The sequence below is a fragment of the Enterobacteriaceae bacterium Kacie_13 genome (genome assembly GCA_013457415.1).
GTDB lineage: Bacteria > Pseudomonadota > Gammaproteobacteria > Enterobacterales > Enterobacteriaceae > Rahnella.
In genome coordinates, this window is record CP045666.1 from 251718 (window position 1) to 270596 (window position 18879).

General features: G+C 52.5%; 11 protein-coding genes and 2 pseudogenes. 10 read left to right on the forward strand and 3 right to left on the reverse strand.

The window, feature by feature from the left end:
• Nucleotides 1-58: 58 nt before the first annotated feature.
• Entirely contained in the window at nucleotides 59-1261 is a 1203-nt protein-coding gene (locus GE278_22510) for an NAD(P)/FAD-dependent oxidoreductase (GenBank protein QLK63563.1), read from the reverse strand.
• 233 nt (nucleotides 1262-1494) lie between these two features.
• Here GE278_22510 and GE278_22515 point away from each other — a divergent pair, with 233 nt between their 5' ends.
• The 3 genes from GE278_22515 (at nucleotide 1495) to ovoA (ending at nucleotide 5771) form a co-directional block, all read left to right on the forward strand.
• On the forward strand, nucleotides 1495-2004 hold the full coding sequence (locus tag GE278_22515) for an Rrf2 family transcriptional regulator (GenBank protein QLK63564.1): 510 nt from the start codon (nucleotides 1495-1497) through the stop codon (nucleotides 2002-2004).
• Between the two features lie 350 nt (nucleotides 2005-2354).
• Nucleotides 2355-3473: a tyrosine-type recombinase/integrase gene (locus tag GE278_22520; protein ID QLK63565.1), complete on the forward strand. Its 1119-nt coding sequence runs from the start codon at nucleotides 2355-2357 to the stop codon at nucleotides 3471-3473.
• Between the two features lie 156 nt (nucleotides 3474-3629).
• A complete protein-coding gene (gene ovoA / locus GE278_22525) occupies nucleotides 3630-5771 on the forward strand; it encodes a 5-histidylcysteine sulfoxide synthase (protein ID QLK63740.1) in 2142 nt (713 codons plus the stop codon).
• A 241-nt stretch (nucleotides 5772-6012) separates the two neighbouring features.
• Here ovoA and GE278_22530 read toward each other — a convergent pair whose 3' ends face one another.
• Together GE278_22530 and GE278_22535 are read right to left on the reverse strand one after the other, a co-directional pair.
• Complete coding sequence (locus tag GE278_22530) at nucleotides 6013-6906, reverse strand: dihydrodipicolinate synthase family protein (GenBank protein ID QLK63566.1); 894 nt, start codon at nucleotides 6904-6906, stop codon at nucleotides 6013-6015.
• Nucleotides 6907-6926: 20 nt separating this feature from the next.
• A pseudogene (locus tag GE278_22535) lies at nucleotides 6927-7231 on the reverse strand (hypothetical protein).
• Nucleotides 7232-7268: 37 nt separating this feature from the next.
• Between GE278_22535 and GE278_22540 the strand changes: the two are divergent.
• The 7 genes and pseudogenes from GE278_22540 (at nucleotide 7269) to GE278_22570 (ending at nucleotide 18863) form a co-directional block, all read left to right on the forward strand.
• Nucleotides 7269-7340: pseudogene (locus GE278_22540) on the forward strand (N-acetyltransferase).
• A gap of 499 nt (nucleotides 7341-7839) precedes the next feature.
• Nucleotides 7840-14196 carry an autotransporter outer membrane beta-barrel domain-containing protein gene (locus tag GE278_22545; protein ID QLK63567.1) on the forward strand — a complete coding sequence of 2119 codons (6357 nt, stop codon included), beginning with the start codon at nucleotides 7840-7842 and terminating at the stop codon, nucleotides 14194-14196.
• A 100-nt stretch (nucleotides 14197-14296) separates the two neighbouring features.
• Nucleotides 14297-15895 (forward strand): tannase/feruloyl esterase family alpha/beta hydrolase, encoded by a 1599-nt coding sequence (locus GE278_22550; protein ID QLK63568.1) that lies wholly within the window; start codon nucleotides 14297-14299, stop codon nucleotides 15893-15895.
• Nucleotides 15896-16078: 183 nt separating this feature from the next.
• Nucleotides 16079-16681, forward strand: coding sequence for a TetR family transcriptional regulator (locus tag GE278_22555; protein ID QLK63569.1), 603 nt, complete (start codon nucleotides 16079-16081; stop codon nucleotides 16679-16681).
• Complete coding sequence (locus GE278_22560; GenBank protein ID QLK63570.1) at nucleotides 16674-17009, forward strand: QacE family quaternary ammonium compound efflux SMR transporter; 336 nt, start codon at nucleotides 16674-16676, stop codon at nucleotides 17007-17009. The genes GE278_22555 and GE278_22560 overlap by 8 nt, the downstream gene beginning before the upstream one ends.
• Before the next feature lie 34 nt (nucleotides 17010-17043).
• Complete coding sequence (locus GE278_22565) at nucleotides 17044-17907, forward strand: helix-turn-helix domain-containing protein (GenBank protein QLK63571.1); 864 nt, start codon at nucleotides 17044-17046, stop codon at nucleotides 17905-17907.
• A 278-nt stretch (nucleotides 17908-18185) separates the two neighbouring features.
• Nucleotides 18186-18863 carry a type 1 glutamine amidotransferase domain-containing protein gene (locus tag GE278_22570; protein ID QLK63572.1) on the forward strand — a complete coding sequence of 226 codons (678 nt, stop codon included), beginning with the start codon at nucleotides 18186-18188 and terminating at the stop codon, nucleotides 18861-18863.
• The last annotated feature ends 16 nt before the right edge of the window (nucleotides 18864-18879 follow it).

An 18879-nucleotide genomic window follows, 5' to 3' on the forward strand; every position in this document is an offset into this window, starting at 1 on the left:
AGGTAAGATGAAGAAATGGCGCTCCCAAAAATAGGGGAGCGCCATAAAGGGTACATAATCAGACAAATTTAGCCAGAGGATCTGCCGCCGCGAAGGCAATTTCGCGGTCTGCTTTTGGGGGATAGATCAGTTCATTAGTGATCTCGATTTTGATTTTCTTAGCTTCTTCACGTATCGATTTCACTTTCTGATCCCAGCCTTCAGTAAAGACTGCACCCCAGTTACCCAGATCAAGGCAGGTCACATAATTGACCTGACGATAAGGAATAGGGGGTAAATCAATGACACTCGCCGCCACATTATTCCCCGCAAATTTACCCAACTGAATGGCGTGCTGACAGGTCATCAGAGCCGTATTCCCTGCATCGTCTGTCGCAGCATTGGCCACGTCACCGGTAGCGAAAACATCAGGCACGCCACGAACCTGCAAATTCTCATCGACATACAGACGTCCCTGATTATCACGCGCTGCCGTCAACTGTTGGGTTAACGCGTTGGCCTCTACGCCCCCTGTCCATACCACGGTTGACGATGCAATGTGGCTGCCGTCTTTCAGGGTGACACCGGTTTGGTCGATCGCGACGATATCGGCATTTAGGCGCCACTCGATACCTAGCGCTTCAGAAGCCTCTTCGATTACGTCGCGCAGCGCTTGGCTATATCGGCCACCGACCACAGCACCCCGTTCGACTACGATAACTTTGGTCTGAGTGTCAGCGCCAAAAATAGCCTGCAGACGTGAGGGTAGTTCAGTCGCCAGTTCGATCCCGGTAAAACCGCCGCCGCATACCACGACGGTATTACGTGCTTCACTCGGTGACTGATGCACAAGGGATGCTAAATGTTTTTCAAAGACCTGTGCGGAGCTCAACTGATCAATATCAAACGTGAATTTATCTGCGCCGGTCACCGGCACCTGCCTGGCGTTACTGCCGGTTGCCAGCACCAGACGGTCATAATGAGCGGAAACCTTTGTGCCGTGTGCATCTGCATACCAGACAGTTTTCTCATTTGTATCAATGCTTTCTACATTTCCCGCGATGAATGTTACACCGGTGGCTGCGAATAATGGCCCCAGTGGAGAGACCAGCGAAGCAACGTTGTTTTCATAGAATCTCGGACGTACTCGCAATTCAGGCTGCGGGGCCAGCACGGAAATTTCAACGTCCTGTCGGTTATTCAGATCGGTCAGACGAGCTGCACTGATCGCTGCCCACATACCGGCAAAGCCGCTGCCGAGAATGAGAATTCGTTTTTTCATGTGTTCTACCTTTTCAATTTTCAGACATTACCCTTGCTTGACTGCAACTATACTTGTCGGAGTTAACTGCGACAACTATTTTCGTAGTTAAAATTGTTCCAGGCAAGGTAAATTAAATAACATGCTGATTAACATAGATATAATATGGCTGGTGGTTATCAGGTTAAAACGCTGCCTTTCCGCAACAGGTATTCCCTGTATAATGACTAAGATAAAGATTAACGGAGTTTACTATGGCGTTTTACAGTTCTGGCGTTGAATATGGCATTCACAGTCTTGTATGCATGGTTGATGTTAAAGGTGACGACCGTGAAATGAATGTCCGCGAAATGGCAGATTTGCAGGGCGTTCCCTATGATTATCTGGCTAAAATATTCACCCGGCTTTCGCGCGGCGGACTGGTGGTCAGTAGTGAGGGAAAGGGGGGCGGTTTTCGACTGGCGCGTTCGGCTGCGCTGATCACCATGCTGGATGTCGTTCAGGCCATTGACGGGGAAAAGGGCATTTTCGAATGCAAAGAAATCCGTCAGCGGCTGGCGGTCTTTGAGGAAAAGCCACCCGCGTGGGTGTGTGAAGGCCCATGCGGGATCCGTGCGGTGATGGACAGCGCGCAGCAGCGAATGGAAGAGGAACTTTCGCGGCATACGATTTTAGATCTGGCGCGCAAAACCTTCCGTAAGGCACCGGATACTTTCGCCATTGAAGTTCAGGAGTGGATTACTGAACGACGGAGTATGCAGTAATCATTTTTCGGCCAGTGCTGATGCATTGGCCTGATATGAAAATTTCGAGAAGTAATGATTGCCGTTGTGTCGGCGATTTTTAACCAGCGCCGTCCAGGGAAATCCTTGTTGTAGCGTCGACCACATATCTTTGAATGCCTGAAGCGGCATGTCGGGATGACGAACAATATTATGCGGCTGGCCCAACAGCCGATGTAGATGTCCATAATGCCTGCGCTAAGTCCCTTATTTCTCGCACTTCGTTGTCATTGTGACTCCAGACTTAATAGGTCTGGAGTCACAAATTTTTTGCCTATGATCTTCAGGCTTGTTATAACTGCCGCCCATGACTTTCCTGTGAAACATCGCTGATGAATGACGCTTTACCTGATACTGATACGGATTTCGCCGCTGAAAATGTGGGGCGCCATGTTCTGGCCTATCTTCAGCAGATAAAAGTCACGCCGTTGGCCAAACTCGATGATTTCGATGAAGAGGGTAATGCGACGGTTGGACAGGTGATCAAAGTGTGGATCAGGCTTTCATTAATCCTGACCCGCCGTCGCCCGGAAATTGCCGTTTCGTCGATCATGAAACATGTTTTGCCGGTGATCGGCGACGTTCCGCTAAACAAAATCACCCGACTGCGGCTGAACCGATTGTTCAACGTGCTGCTGGCCGATGGGAAAATTTCCGAGGCGAAAAGGGTATTTGCGTTGTGTAAGCAATTTTTTAGCTGGGCAGAAACTCAGGGCTATCTGCCGCACTCGCCGCTCGGCGCGATGAAACGTAGGGATGTCGGCGGTCGCAATACACCGCCGCGAGAACGGACATTAACTGATGCTGAAATCTGGATTTTCTGGCATGGATTAGATCTGTGGGATATTTCAGAACAATGTCGCTGGGCACTGCGACTCTGTTTACTTACCGCCCGTCGCCCGGATGAAGTCGTGCGGGCGCGAAAAGATGAGTTTCATTTACGGATTAATGTATGGCGGCAGGGGACACGCAACAAATCTGCCCGTGATCATAGTTTGCCGCTGACTCCGCTGATGCGAATTTGCATCGACAAACTTATCGCCGCCAGCCCGAAAGAGACTCCCTGGCTGGTTCCGTCGCCAAAAGATGTTAATAAACCGTTGTCTCGCGGAGCTATAACTCAGGTAATACGCAGAATGTTGCGCGCTGAACGTGGGCTGGGTATCGCGCCTTTTACCACAAGGGATCTTCGCCGGACCGCGCGCTCAAAACTTTCCGCACTGAACGTTTCCAATGATGTTGCACGTAAAATCATGAACCATACGCTGGAAGGGATTGACCGCGTTTATGATACCCATGACTATTTACCGCAGATGAAACAAGCTCTTGACGCATTTTCTGACAATATTCAGGGCATCATTAATGCGCCAGATTACTTATCATTACGGCATAAGTATGAAGGCGAGTTCTTGCAGATTTCTGAAATATCGCTGCTGTATATGGAAAATTAACGGCTTTTAATGTCATAACGTCATTTCTCACTATATCGAAAGAATGTAGAAAAATAATAACCACACCCGGCAAGAATGCGTAGCGACAGGAAAGCGGATCTGAGCTGCTACACTTGTAGATTGATTTGGCAATGCCAGAAGACTGAGGAATAAATGATGCATCCACAACAACCGCACGCTATCGGGCTGCCAGAAGCGACAAAAACACTCCTCCTGAGCACCGGAACGGTGGAGCAAAAACGTCATGAAATCCGTACCTACTTTATTCAAACCTGGGAATTATACGAAAGCCTCTTTGACTGTCTTGCTGATGAAAGGGCGTATTACAACAAAGCAATTTCCCTGCGCCATCCGCTGATATTCTATTTTGGCCACACCGCCACATTCTTTATTAATAAACTGATGGCCGCGGGGCAATTGCCGCAGCGTATCGATTCACAAATTGAATCGATGCTGGCGATTGGCGTGGACGAAATGAGTTGGGACGATCTCGACGATCAAAACTATAACTGGCCGTCCGTGGCGAACTTGCGTGAATACCGTAAAAGAGTGCGCGAGGAAGTATTAGGCATTATTGACACCATGCCGCTGAGTTTGCCGATCGACTGGAACAGTCCGGCGTGGGTGATTCTGATGGGCATCGAACACGAGCGTATCCATCTGGAAACTTCGAGTGTGCTGATCCGCCAGTTGCCGGTGGAATGGGTAAAAACTCAGCCACACTGGCCCGCGTGCAAAGAAGCAAGAACTGACCGTAAAAGCGTGCCTGAGAACCAGATGGTGGCCGTTAAAGGTGACGTTGTCACACTTGGCAAGCGCGATGATACTTATGGCTGGGATAATGAATACGGCACATCCGAGCATAAAATTCATGGGTTTAGCGGCAGCAAGATGCTGGTGAGTAATGCCGAATTTTATACGTTCTTACTTGCCGGAGGGTATCAGGATACTCAATGGTGGGACGACGAGGGGGCTGGCTGGCGTGACTTTACCCAGGCTGAAATGCCGACGTTTTGGGTCGGTTCGGTACGCGAGCCGGATCAGATGAAACTTCGTTTAATGACCGAAGAAGTGCCGATGCCGTGGGACTGGCCAGCGGAAGTGAACCAGCTGGAAGCTGCGGCGTTTTGTCGCTGGAAAGCGGCGCAAACCGGTGAGTCTGTGCAGTTACCGACAGAAGCCGAATGGATGATTTTGCGTCAACAGGTGCCGGGCGATCAGCCTGAATGGGAAAAGGCGCCAGGCAATATCAATCTTGAATACTGGGCGTCTTCGTGTCCGGTGGATTATTTTGCCCAGGGTGATTTTTACGATGTGGTGGGAAACGTATGGCAGTGGTCATCCACGCCAATCGGTGGCTATAACGGTTTCCGCGTTCATCCTTTATATGATGATTTCTCAACGCCGACCTTCGATGGGAAACACTCGATGATCAAAGGCGGCAGCTGGATTTCGACCGGTAACGAAGCGCTGAAATCTGCGCGTTATGCATTCCGCCGTCACTTCTTCCAGCACGCTGGTTTCCGCTATGTGGTGTCCAGTCATCAGGAGACTCAGGCGGTGAATCCGTATGAAACAGACGGACTGGTCGCGCAGTATCTCGATTTTCAGTACGGCCCGCGCCATTTTGAGGTACCCAACTATGCGACGCGGCTGGTTGATATCGCAGTAAAACATGTTTCGGCACGGGGAAGAGCTCTGGATATTGGCTGCGCTACCGGCCGGGCCAGTTTTGAACTGGCCCGACATTTTGATACTGTCGTCGGAATGGATTACTCCGCTCGCTTTATCGACGTAGCGCTGGCGTTAGCGCGTGGTGAAGCCTGTCGATATGTGATCCCAGAAGAGGGCGAACTGGTGGATTATTGTCAGGCCGTGCTGGCTGATGCAAATATCACCCAGGAGCAAACCGGACGCGTTATTTTCGTGCAGGGCGATGCGTGTAACCTTAAACCTCAGGCTGAATTGTACGACCTTGTTCTGGCCGCTAATCTGCTGGATCGTTTACGCGAGCCGGCGTGCTTCCTTAAAGATATAGCGCCAATGATTCGTTCAGGCGGTTTACTGATGCTGTCATCACCTTATACCTGGCAGGAAGAATACACGCCGAAGCAAAACTGGCTCGGTGGATTCCGTGAAAATGGTGAAGCGGTGACTACGCATCGGGCATTGCGACGTTTACTGGCCGCCGAATTTGAAGAAGTACAGGGACCTCAGAACGTGCCGTTCGTCATCAGGGAAACGGCACGTAAATTCCAGCATACTGTCGCAGAACTGACTCTCTGGCGTAAGCGCTAAATTCTGTAGCAACCAATGTAGTCACTAAAGGGGTCCGCCTGGAAAACGGAAAATACCCTACGTTAAGCCTGTTTTTTGAGCAGACATGACGGACGGCTATGAGCGTAAAGCGGACCTTCAATTCTGTCGTAAAACTCTCCATACAGTCAGGTTAAAGTCATACCCCTCACTGAGGAGGAGTGAAAAGTAATGCCGGATCAGTTTTCATAAGGACCAGCAGACTACCTGTCCAATGGAGAGATTATTTCAGTTCCAGTGCGCTTATCACCCTGGCAATATCCGCGATATTATCCGCCGACAGTGGCTGAAGAGGTCGAGGTAAACAATCCGTATCGGTCAGTCCAAGCACGCCAGCGGCAGCGGCAATAACGCGAATACTTCCGCCATGTTTACGAAACAGCGCCCACAACGGTTCCAGTCGTGTTGTCAGTGCCGTGACACGGGCATGATCCTGTGCAGCGGCTGCCTGCGTGATCTGTTTTGCTGTTTCCGGGAACAAACCTCCGCATACGGAGTACCAGACCTCACAGCCTGCATTTAATCCCAACCCGGCATAAGCATCTCCACTGATACCGATTGTCACTCCCGGACGAAGATGTTTGCGTAGCGCATCCACTCGTTCAGTGGCCGTTGCCGAGCTGTCAGGGATACCCGGGATCTTAACCGAACGAACCCCATCCAATGATGACAGCAGACCATGCAGTTCATCCGTAAAGGTAAAATGCGTGGTGCCCGGATTATCATAGACACAAACCGGAACAGACGCGTACCGTGTCACCGTCTCAAAAAGTGCGAAGACCTCTTCATCACGGAGTGACTGATAGCTGACGGCCGGAAGCAACAGGGCATCCGCGCCAGCTGCCTGCGCATCATCTGCCAGATGCAGGATGGCATCGGTACTGACCGCCCCCACACACACCATCACAGGGATATCGCCGGCAAGTTGTTTTGCCAGAGTAGCGATGCGATTGCGGTGCTCCCGGGTCAGATACGCATAGCTTCCGGTTGAACCCAGAATGCCTATCGAATCAACACGGGCCGCCGTAAGGCGGGCCAGAATCTTACTGAACCCTTGCTCGTCGACGCCGCTGGCGGTGATCGGGGTCAACGGGAAAGAAGACAAACCGGTGAACATTGTGTTTCTCCTGAATGAAATTACTGGCATTGCTCTTCGATGAGAGCCACATCAAACCACAGACCGGGCATTATTTTTTCAAGGCTGCCGGTCAGCATCTTTCCGGCTTCGTGAAGCTTCTCCAGCGGCCGGCATCATCACACCAGATAACCTCGCCTTGCAAAGGATATTCAATGGCGGTCTCACCTTCTTTTACGGTATCAAAAGGCTCAGTGCATTTTGCCACAACCAGACGTGGTGCCCCCTGACAGGCAGCTATGTTTTCGCCACCAACCGGAACGGCGTAGTGGAGACTAACGGCATTAAAAAGAGCAACAATGGGATTTTACCTCATCACAAATAATTGCATCAGCAGTTGTTCAGTGAATAATCCGCATTTAAGTTTTACCAAAGATAAATTTACTGTCACAAACGATCCCGCCTTGTTTCAGTTGGTATGGCCGTTTTTTGCAGCTCATTTGTCCTGATAGACGTAATTAATCACCTTCGTTAAGTTTTACTCGGTCACTTTTTTTAAGGGCTTACAAGAATGTTGTAACTAAAAAATTATTTAAATGAAGACAGAAACAGAAGAGATAACTCATCAGGCACATCTTTACTGTGGAATTAAAAACAGATAAAGAACATCACAGATAGGAAAAGCTCTCATTTACAATGATTAATTTCACTTAATTCGTAGAATTTTTTTGCACAACTTTATTGCTTAATCTATACATAAAATTAACTCAAATTGTACATATAGCACGCTATGTACATTATCTCTGAGGATGGCTTTTGATTTTATCTTTCTGATTAACGGGCTTTAATTGGTATCTGTGGAGAGGGAGTTTCCGACAGCCTGGCCTTTATTCCCCCTCAGAGGTATTTATGCATACCCGATTGCCCTTATCTAAAGTAGCCGTTGCAGTCCTTGCCGTCATCGGTTCTCCAACAATGTCCTTATTTTCCAGTCCGCTTTATGCCGTGACCTTGCAAGCTTTTAATCCTGTCGATAATGACCAGTTAAACGGTAATCTTTTGGTGACGGGGGGGGCGGTCACGGAGCTCACGGGGAATCAGCAATTTGCGCCCGGTATTGATGGCTCGGTGAATACCACACTCGGCGCACTGCAAGGCCTCAACCGAATTGTTAACGATCACGGCGTGCTGGGTGCAAATCGTCTGGATATCGGACCTGCGAATTTTGGTATCACCATTCCAGACCCGACAACTGGCGGCAATACCACTTTTCAGGTTTATAACCCGGCAAGTCTTGTAGCACTCGCACCGATCGATGCGAGTACACCGGTCGCCGACGTAGTTAACGTGCAGGACAATCAATATATCAATACTCGTATTGCTGATGTGAATACCGGCGGTACGTTAAACGTGAATATTGGGAAGACGACTTCAGCGGCAAATGCAACGACCAATGCCTGGACAATGGCGGCCAAGCAAAGCACCTTATTTAATGTCGATGGCACCAGCGGTGCAGATTCTACCCTGAACTGGAATTCCAATAACCGCATTACCTTTACCGGAACCGCTGCCGATCCAACGGTTCCCCGCCAGCTTTCCGTACAAAACCTGATTACTTATAACGGCGCATTCACGGTTCAGACCGTGGATGGCGCAACCAACAACTTTAACGTGACCAATGCGGCAGGCCTGAAAACCTACAATGACTGGCTGATCACGCAACTTAAATCCGGAAATCTGGATAAAAGTACCTATCTGACCAACTTTAACAAAGCATTTATCCGCAGCACTAACACCGTCGATTACCTGATTTCCGCTGATGACCCGACTGACGATGTGGCTCAATCCATCGGCAATCGTATTGTGATTAACGCCACCGGTGCCAACGCAAAAGTAAACGTCGCGGCGGGGAAAACGCTTGAAGTCATCGGCGCAAACGGCGGTGCGATCCGCGGGAGTAATGGTGCACAAGTGACGGTGAATGGCAAAGTCAGCAGCTCAGGCTCGTTGGGTTCAGAGGGCTCTGCCGTTTATCTTGATGCCAGCAGCGCGACAAACAACGGTGTGATCAACGGCGGATTTATTAACCGCGTCGACGGTACCGGCGTCGGTTCAACCGGTTTTGGTTCGAACGGAGTTCAGGTACAAAACGGCAGTACCTTCGATAACAACGGTATCGTCAACTTTGCGACCACCGGCGGCACGACGGCGGCGGTCAATCTTGGTGCAGGTTCAACGGCCACCAACAGCGGTAATATTAACGTTGGGGTCAATGGTTCCAGCGCTAACGGAACCACCAGCGGTGTGCTGGTGGGTGATGCGACCGCATCGTTTATCAATAACGCGGACGGCATGATTTATCTTGGCCGTGGCCCGCAAAACAGCCTGACCGACAGTACCGCAGATACCGCTGTAAACCAGAGCGGGACCACGGCGGGTGTACAGGTCACCAACGGCGGCAGCGCAATCAATAACGGCAGTATCGTGCTGGGTTCGAGAATTCAAAATGGTGCGGGGATGCTGGCCAATAGCGGCACCGGTATCACCATGCTCAATAACGGTAATATCGATGTTACCGGCAAGGCAACGGCCATTCCTCGCGAAAATATTGCTATGTCGGTACTGAATGCCAGCGGGAATATCGATAACGCAGGCATCATCAACCTGACCGGTGTTAACGCCACCGGCGTCAAAGTGGTGGCTACGCAGGGAAATACCGCCTCCGCGACGTCCACCGGCACTATTAATGTCGCAGGCGGTTCGGATCCGGCCAGCGGCACGCGCAATTACGGTGTCTGGGTGGAAGGTCAGGGCACGACTGGCACAGCTTCGGCCAGCGTGGATGGCCCGGTTAATCTTACCGGCAACGGGGCAATTGGCGTTCATGCACGCGGTAACGCCACGGTGGATGTCGCGTCGACCGCCATTCCAACGTTTAGCGAAGGCAGTAATCAGATTGGCTTCTTTGCTTTCGGCCCGAATGCAAAAATCAACAGTATCGGTAATAACGCATTTGATGTGACGACCACCGGTTCGACCATGTTCCGCCTCGAACAGGGCGCTGATTTCGACGGCACCAACCTGACCCTGACGTCATCCGGCGCGAATTCCGTCGGCGTGCTGGGCACCGGCACCGGCGGCACGGTCATTTCCAGTAAGAATGCGACCTTTGAAGTCTCTGGCAACGGCGCAACCGGGATGGTGATCGAAGGCGGTGCTACCGGCAGCATCGACACCGACACAACGTTCAATCTCTCCGGCACCAATGCAGTCGCCGCAATCGCTGACGGTCAGCGGCACACGCTGGCGGGTACCAATACTGGCTCACCGGTGCAAAGCACGGCGCTGACATCGGCCGCGGTTCTCACTTCCGCGCAGAGCGGACTGACCGGCTACATCGCCCGTAATCGCGCCACGCTCACTAATTCCGGCGATATCACCTTTACCGGCGCAGGTGCGACCGGTTTACGGGTCGAAACCGGTGCGACAGGTATCAATACCGGTAACATCAGCGTTAACGACGGCGGCGCAGGAATGGTGGTTAACAGCGGGACCAGCGGCCTGACCACCACGGCAACGACCAGCGGAACAATTGATGCAAACGGGGGCAGTATCGCCAGCCGTACCCGTGGCGTCACGGCCAGCGGTGCAAAAGCTGTAGCGACGCTGAGTAATGGTTCGATGATTAATCTCAATGGCGTTGGCGCGCTGGGCGCGGAAGCCATCGATGGCGCAACGGTCAATATCGCCAGCACCGCTACCCCAACTTTCAACAATACCGATCAGATTGCTTATCGTGCGAGCGGTGCGGGGTCGACCATCAACAGCGCCACCAGCGTTCTGAATGTCGACACCGATCGTTCCACACTGTACCGCATCGCCGACGGCGCCACCCTGACACTTGGAAGCGGCTCTTCATTAACCGCATCCGGCACTGACAGCATGGCGCTGGTCAGCACGGGGTCAAATGCGCGGATAAATACTAACGGGACCCGACTCATTGCCAGCGGGGTCGGTGCGCGGGCAGTGACCGTTGAAGGGGGCGCACAGGGGAATCTGGATACGGCCAGTTCAATAACCCTCAGCGGAGCAAACAGTATTGGCGGCGTCGCCGACGGGCAAAAACATCAGCTTGACGGCACTGCCACCGGCGCTCCGGACGCCAGTACCACGCTGACCAGCGCGGCCTCACTGATTTCCAGTGCATCCGGCACTATAGGTTACATGGCCACCAATCTGGCCAACGTGATTAACAACGGTGTAATCACCCTGAGCGGAGCAGGCAGCAGCGGCATGACCTCTCAACAGGGCGGCACGGTGACCAGTAATAACCAGATCACGCTGACCGGGGCAGACAGCACCGGTTTAAGTGCCACACAAAACGGCGTCGCAACCAATAATTCCGCACTGATCCTCAGCGGGGCTGGCAGTGCGGGCATAAGTTCAGCGCAGAACGGCATCGCGACAAATAACGCCAGCGTTGATTTATCAGGTCCCGGCAGCACTGCCGCCCGCCTGATGTCAGGCAGTACTTTTACCAACAACGGCACGCTGCATGTTTCACAAGGTACGGGGATTGATGCCAGCGGCAGTGGCACGTCGGTAGCTCGCGCCGGTGATATCACCGTCGATGATGGCATCGCCGGTGTGCGTCTCTCTGATGGCACACAGCTGGTGCTTACCGGAACAGGAAATAACATCACCACCAACGGTACCGCCCACGGCGTTTTGCTCGATACCGGCGCGTCCGGGCTTTCTCTCAACAACACCACGCTGAACATTAACGGTACAGGCAGCGGCATTGAGAATCGTACGGAAACCGGCAACGTGACGCTGCAAAATACCACTATCAATGTCACCAATGGTAACGGTATCAGAACAGCTACGTCGTTTGATCCGGCGTCTACATTGCGCGTCAACGTCAACGGGAGTGGGACGGGGTTTAACTTCACCAATGCCGATCTCACCACGACCTCCGGTGCGCTGACGCTGGGCGAAGGCTATGTATTTAATGTCACCGGCGCAGGCGGAACAGGGATCAAGGCGAACACTACCGGTGACATTGTCACGTCCGCGAGGGTAAATGTGACTGATACTGCCGGGGGCCCGGCGCTGGTGGCAGGCACAGCAGGCACGGTGCTCAATACCGGCGTGCTGACTTCCGCCAGCCTCAGCGCGCCGGTGGTTGATCTCAGCAACGGCAGCACCGCACGGTTTGAAAACCGGGGGACCATTACACCTGCTTCTGCCAGTGCGGTGGCGGTTTCTGGCAGCGCAGGCAATGACGAGGTTCTGCTGACCTCCGGCAACGTGTTCGGTGATATCAATACTGGTGCAGGTGATGACACCATCACCTGGAACGGCGGCACGCTCGATGGCAGCCTCTCGCTCGGCGCGGGCAATGCTAACCGGGCGTACATCAATAATGTTGATCTTTCCCAGACACGCCACATTACCAGCGGAATTGGCGAAGATAACGAAGTGAGCTTTTCGCAGATTGTCTCGCGCGGCGGCACCTTTGATACCGATGATCTGACCCGTGGCGTCAACCTCGGTAACGGCTGGAATGTGATCAACTTTGTGGATGGAACGCAGTGGGAGCTGACCGGCGATCTCAAACTCGCGCACAGTAACGTCAATATTGACAGCACTTCGACACTGTTTGCCGGTAACGGCGTGAACCCGACGATTTCCGGCGGCGAAGCAAACTCGGCGATTGTGACCAACGCCGGACTTATCGATCTGACCAACGGCATCGGCTCGCCGGGCAACTCACTGACCATCAATGGTGATCTGGTGTCGGATGGCGGGACAGTGAAAATGATCACTGATCTCAACGAAGGCGGCGTGCTGAGCAATCAGTTCACTGATTCATTGAGAATTACCGGAAACGCCAGCAGCGGGACGACACTTCTCGACGTGACCGTGGCGGACGTCAGCACTGGTAAACTTACCGATCTCAATCACTCTTCGACGATGGATGCTTATGAAGGGATTTCACTGGCGCAGGTCGGCGGAAATGCCAGCGCAGGCAGCTTTGCGCTTAAGGGCGGCTATCTGGCCGCCGGACCGTGGCGCTATGATCTGTACAGCTTCGCGCCGGGTTCCAGTGATGCCAATCAGCGTGATGTCGCAGGCGGGCTCAATAACACGTTCTGGGACTACCGTATCGGCAATGCTTATGTCTGTCAGGGGGAAGAGTGTAATCGCAGCATCCAGCCGGCTGCTGTTACGCCGACCAATCCAGGTACGCCGGAAGATCCTGCCACACCGGTAGATACCGCCAGCACGCCGCTGACGAATCCGGCGGATGACGGTTGCGTGGTGAACGGTATCGATAACTGCGCGCCGGGGCGTCCGGCCGTCACGCCGCAGGTGCCGTCTTATATCTCCGCGCCGGTAGCGCTGGCCTATTACAACGCGTCGATTATCGATGATTTGCATAAACGCCTCGGCGAACTGCGCCACGAGCAAAGCCGCCCGGACGGCACCGGCGGCGAGATGTTCCTGCGCTACATCGGATCAAATATGACTTACAAATCCAACGTAGGCTTTAAGCAGTTTGGCTATGACTTCGACATGGACTACAGCGCCGTACAGGTGGGCGGAAACGTATTGCGGCTCGACGGTGACAAAGACAGTCTGCGCGGCGGCCTGGCTTATACTCACGGTAACAGCCGGATGCGGCCAAAAGCGGCAGACGGATTCAGCAGTACAACCTTCGACAGCGACAGCATCGCGTTGTATCTGACCTGGCAGCGACAGAACGGATTCTACATGGACGGCGTGTTGTCGTTTGATAATCATCGCGGCCAGACCGATATTCCACGTCAACAGGACGTTGGTTCGCCAAAGGCAAAAAGCTGGAGCGCATCACTGGAATCGGGATATCCGTTCTTGTTTGATAATGGCGTGAAGCTCGAGCCTCAGGCACAACTGATGTACACGCGTATCAATATGGATAACTTTACCGATAAAGACAGCACCACGGTGGATTATCAGAATTACAGCCAGACCATTGGCCGTGCAGGGTTGCGCACCGATCGCACATGGATTGATGAAAAAGGCCGGCAATATACGCCTTACGTCCGCGCCAACTATTACCGTGGCTGGGGCGGTGAAGCGAAAACCACCCTCGGTACGCAAAACGCAGACATCAGTCAGACCTTTAGCAGCGGGAAGTTCGGTCAGATGGGCGAACTGGGCGGCGGCGGCACCATCACCTTTAAAAATGATGTGTCGTTGTATGCTGAAGTGGACTACCGCAAACAGATCAACAGCAACGGCGCAAAAGGCTGGGGCTATACCGGCGGGGTACGCTGGACGTTCTGATAATTTAATACGGTGCAGCCCTGTAGAGATACAGGGCTTTTTTCGCACCTCGTTTAGTGACAAACTGCCGCATTAACTTCGATGAAATGAACGCTGTCTGATGAAAGCTTCTCTTTTTACCTGCTTCTTACTGCTGATTTGTAGTGCCGCCACCGCAGCTCCCCCAAAAGTATTCACACAGGCGCAGTGCATCGGTCTAAAAACTGCGCACGTCGGTGCAGCCAGCATTGGTTTGCCAACGCGCGGCGCTGTAATTACCAGCGTAGCGATGGCCGGTCAGCCTAACGAACCGCACTGTAAGCTGGAAGGTCAGATCAAACCCGTTGATCTGAGAGCCCCCAATATTGAGTTTCAACTGTATTTGCCGCTCCTCTGGAATGGTAAAGCATTGCAGCTCGGTGGGGGCGGTTTTGACGGCGCTATCAAAGGCGTTGACACGGCACGGCTGGCTCCTGTGGCAACACCCGGTGCCCTGAAACAGGGCTACGCTACCTTTGGCAGCGATTCCGGCCATCAGGGCGGCGTCTCCGATGCCTCTTTTAGTCTCAATGATGAAGCCTGGGAAAATTTTGCCGGTGCGCAGATCAAGAAAACACACGACGTTGCAATTGCGCTGATTCAGCAAGCTTACGGCCGCAAGCCTTCGCGCATGTATTTTCAGGGTAACTCGCAGGGTGGCCATGAGGCGCTAGCCGCCATTCAACGTTTCCCGCTGGACTACGATGGCGCAATTGCCATCCATCCGGTGTACAACGTCGTCGAGTTACACATGGCAGGGATCCACATCGGGCAGGCAGTTTACAACACGCCTGGCGCGTGGATTTCTCCGGCAAAATCTGCACTCATCGCCAACGCCGTGATGGGGGCATGCGACAAACTTGACGGTCTGAGCGACGGCATCGTGGCGAACGTCAAAGCCTGCGACGCTACCTTTAAACTCGGCCATCTGCGTTGCAAGGACGGGAAAGATGACGGCGCGGGGTGCCTTTCAGATAAGCAAATGTCGCTGGTACAAATGCTCAGCAAACCGGTGCCGTTAGGCGTTAATCTGCCGACCGGCGACCGCTTCGCACCCTGGCCAATTTTACGGGGCGCAGATGCCGCGTCGATAGTCAGCGTGTTTGGTTCAGGGGCGGATAAACCCAATCCGGAAGCATCCAATCTGATCATTTCTTTTCCGTACATGATGGGCGATCAGGCAGTACGGTACGAAGTGATGCGCTCGCCGGATTACGATTCCCTGACCTTCGACCCGGCCGCGCATCAGGCAAGATTAAAGGAACTGGCGGCTCAGGTTGATAACAACGATGCGGATATTCGCGCTTTTGTGCAGCACGGCGGCAAACTGCTCATGATGCACGGCACTGCCGATATGGCCGTACCACCGGGAAATACTGTCGCGTATTACGACAAACTTAAGGCACAGTTTGGAGAAAAAGCGCTACGCCAGTTTGCGCGTTTTTATCTGGCACCGGGGTTTACGCACTACAGCGGGCCGTTCCGTCTGAGCTGGGATTCGCTCGGCACGCTGGATAAGTGGGTTGATCACGGCATCGACCCCGGTCAGCAAGTCATGATCGACACCAATAAAGCCACCGCCGGACGCGAAATGCCGCTGTGCGATTATCCTTTGTTCCCGAAATATAAAGGGCAGGGGGATTCCCGCATGGCGAGTAGTTTCGAATGCGTAACGCAATAATTTACTGTACTTCTCAGGTTACCCGCCGTTTCTGACGGGTACCTTTTCCATCCAAAATGCAAATATATTTACGCTATTTACCTGTATAAATTCATAGGTGAATGAACGTTCTCAAAAAACTTGAACATCAGTTCAACTCTTGGCATTATCGTCCGCTGTCAGTTCTTCATAACGGATTTTTCTTTGGCCTATCTGTGTAAAAAAGATCGTCGCGCTTCATTGCTGGAAGCCGCGGCGCAAATCGCTCGCCGCGAAGGATTGGCTGCCACGACAGTTCGTCGCGTGGCGCAGGAAGCCGGCGTCGCAACGGGACAGGTTCATCATCATTTTTCCAGCGCCGCCGAATTGCGCGCGCAGGCTTATGCGCAGGTGATGAAAATCCTCAAAGCTCAGCTTCAGCAGAAAAGCCTGCGACTCACCGCACGGGAACGCCTGAACCTGCTACTGATCGACCCGCAAGATGAACAATCGATGATGGCCATTCCGCTCTGGCATGAGGCCATGTTGCTGACCGAACAGGAGCCACTGATGAAAACCGCATTCGCGCTGTCTGTGTCTGACTGGCATGCGCTGGTTTCTGACGCCATTGAGGACGGGCGTTCGAACGGTGAGTTTATCGCGGGGGAACCTCCCGAACATATTTCATGGCGGCTCATTGGACTAAGCAGCAGCATGGACGCTATGTCGCGACTTGATACGCTTAATCTCACGGTCAGTTGTGCCGAATACAATCTCAAACGCGCGATCCAAAACGAGCTTTACCCCAAGGAAACTGTAAATGTTTAAAACCTACCTGATTCTCGGACTGGCCATTGTGGCTGAAGTCATCGCCACCAGCAGCCTGAAAAGTTCTGAAGGGTTCACCCGTTTATGGCCAAGCGTCGTCACACTGCTGGGGTACGTCATCGCCATCTTTTTACTGTCCCTGACGCTAAAAACTCTGCCAACGGGCATCGCTTATGCGATCTGGTCAGGCGTTGGGATCGTACTGGTTTCGGCGATTGGCTGGTTTGGTTACGGACAAAAACTCGATACGCCCGCCGTGATTGGCCTGGGGCTGATCATCGCCGGCGTTATCGTGGTGAACGTGTTTTCAAAATCTGTCGCGCACTAAACGCGTGACGTTAAAGCAGCACCGGGAGTTCATCTTGCAGAGCGAACAGAAACCAGATTTTCATGACGACTTGATCAAAGAGTTACTCTATTGGATCGAAGTCAACTTAAGTGATCGTCTGACCATGGAAAAGGCCTCAAAGAAAACCGGCTATTCCCCGTGGTATCTTCAGCGATTATTTAAAAGTAAAACGGGTCATGCGCTGGGTAAATACATCCGCGACCGCCGTCTGACGATGGCGGCGATCGCATTGCGCCTGACCAATATGCCGATCCTCGATATCTCGCTGTATTATTCCTATGATTCGCAGCAGACATTTACCCGTTCCTTCAAAAAGAACTTTGCTGAAACGCCGGGAATGTACCGCCGTAATGCGTCATGGACCATGAACGGCATTACGGCGCCGTTAACGGTGGATGAGTTCCCGCAGCCGGAATTTGAAATTGTTGAATTGCCCGAGATGGCATTTGAGGGTCAGACAACGACGCACACGTACCCGATTGAAGCGCTGTTTAACAGTAAAAACCACGTTCACCGGGCTGAGCTATTGCGTTATCTGACCACGCCGGAATCACTCCTCGCGCCGGTGTGGGGGCTGTCTGACTGTCGTCCGGATACTAACGATGAAGTGGCAAATGCCCTGCAGATGGTTTATACGGTCGCGCACCAGGTCAACATCAGCGACAGTCATGACATCTTTGTGCCCGCCAGCCGCTATCTGAAAATCAATTATCCCTACGATCTCAGCCGCCTGAACGATTTTATTCTCTACATGTATTCGGTATTCCTGCCGACACTGGGTTTGGAATTTATCATGCAACCGGATCTGGAAAAGTATTCCCGTGAGTCTGCGCTGAACGGCGTAACCTGCGAATACTATATTCCGCTGGCGTCGTAATGCGACGCCATCAGAACCAGTTAAAACAGGGTGTGAACAGCAGGAAGAGCAGGGGCTGTACACACCGGTTCTTACTGCTGACATCAACGGGAAAAGATCTCCGCCATAAAGAAAATTAACTTATTTTAAAAAGCCACTAGACGACCGGTCTAATTACTGTTAACTTACCGACATACCTTCTGCAGCCCATCGCATAAGCAAAAATTCAACCACTATTTTGACCCAAGTTTAGACGACTGGTCTAATATAGAAAGCTGTCCTTCACGCGGAGATGTAAAATGAAAATTCTTATGGTTCTGACCTCACACGATCAACTGGGCAACACTGGCCGTAAAACCGGTTTCTGGCTGGAAGAACTGGCTGCACCGTTTTATGTGTTTAAAGATGCCGGAGCAGAAATCACGCTGGCCTCACCGAAAGGCGGCAACCCGCCGTTAGATCCAAAAAGTAATGAGCCTGATTTCCAAACCGAACAGACTCATCGTTTCGAAGCCGATACCGACGCTATGGCCCAACTTGCTGCAACGGTTCGCCTTGACAGTATTTCTCAGTCAGACTTCGATGCAGTTTTCTATCCGGGCGGCCATGGCCCTCTGTGGGATCTGGCGGAAGATAAGAATTCAATTGCGCTGATCGAAGCTTTCCTTGCGGCAGACAAACACGTAGCGTTGGTTTGTCATGCACCGGGCGTGTTGCGCCATGTGAAAACACCAGAAGGGAAACCGCTGGTAGAAGGTAAAAAAGTCACCGGTTTCACGAACACCGAGGAAGAGGCGGTTGGTCTGACTGACGTTGTGCCTTTCTTAGTGGAAGATGAGCTGATCGCTAAAGGCGGCCTTTATTCCAAAGGGGTGGACTGGAGTTCTTATGTGGTCACCGACGGTTTGCTGATCACAGGCCAAAACCCGACCTCTTCCACGGCAACGGCGGAACAACTGATCAAGCAGCTGGTATAAACACGGCAGCAACCCT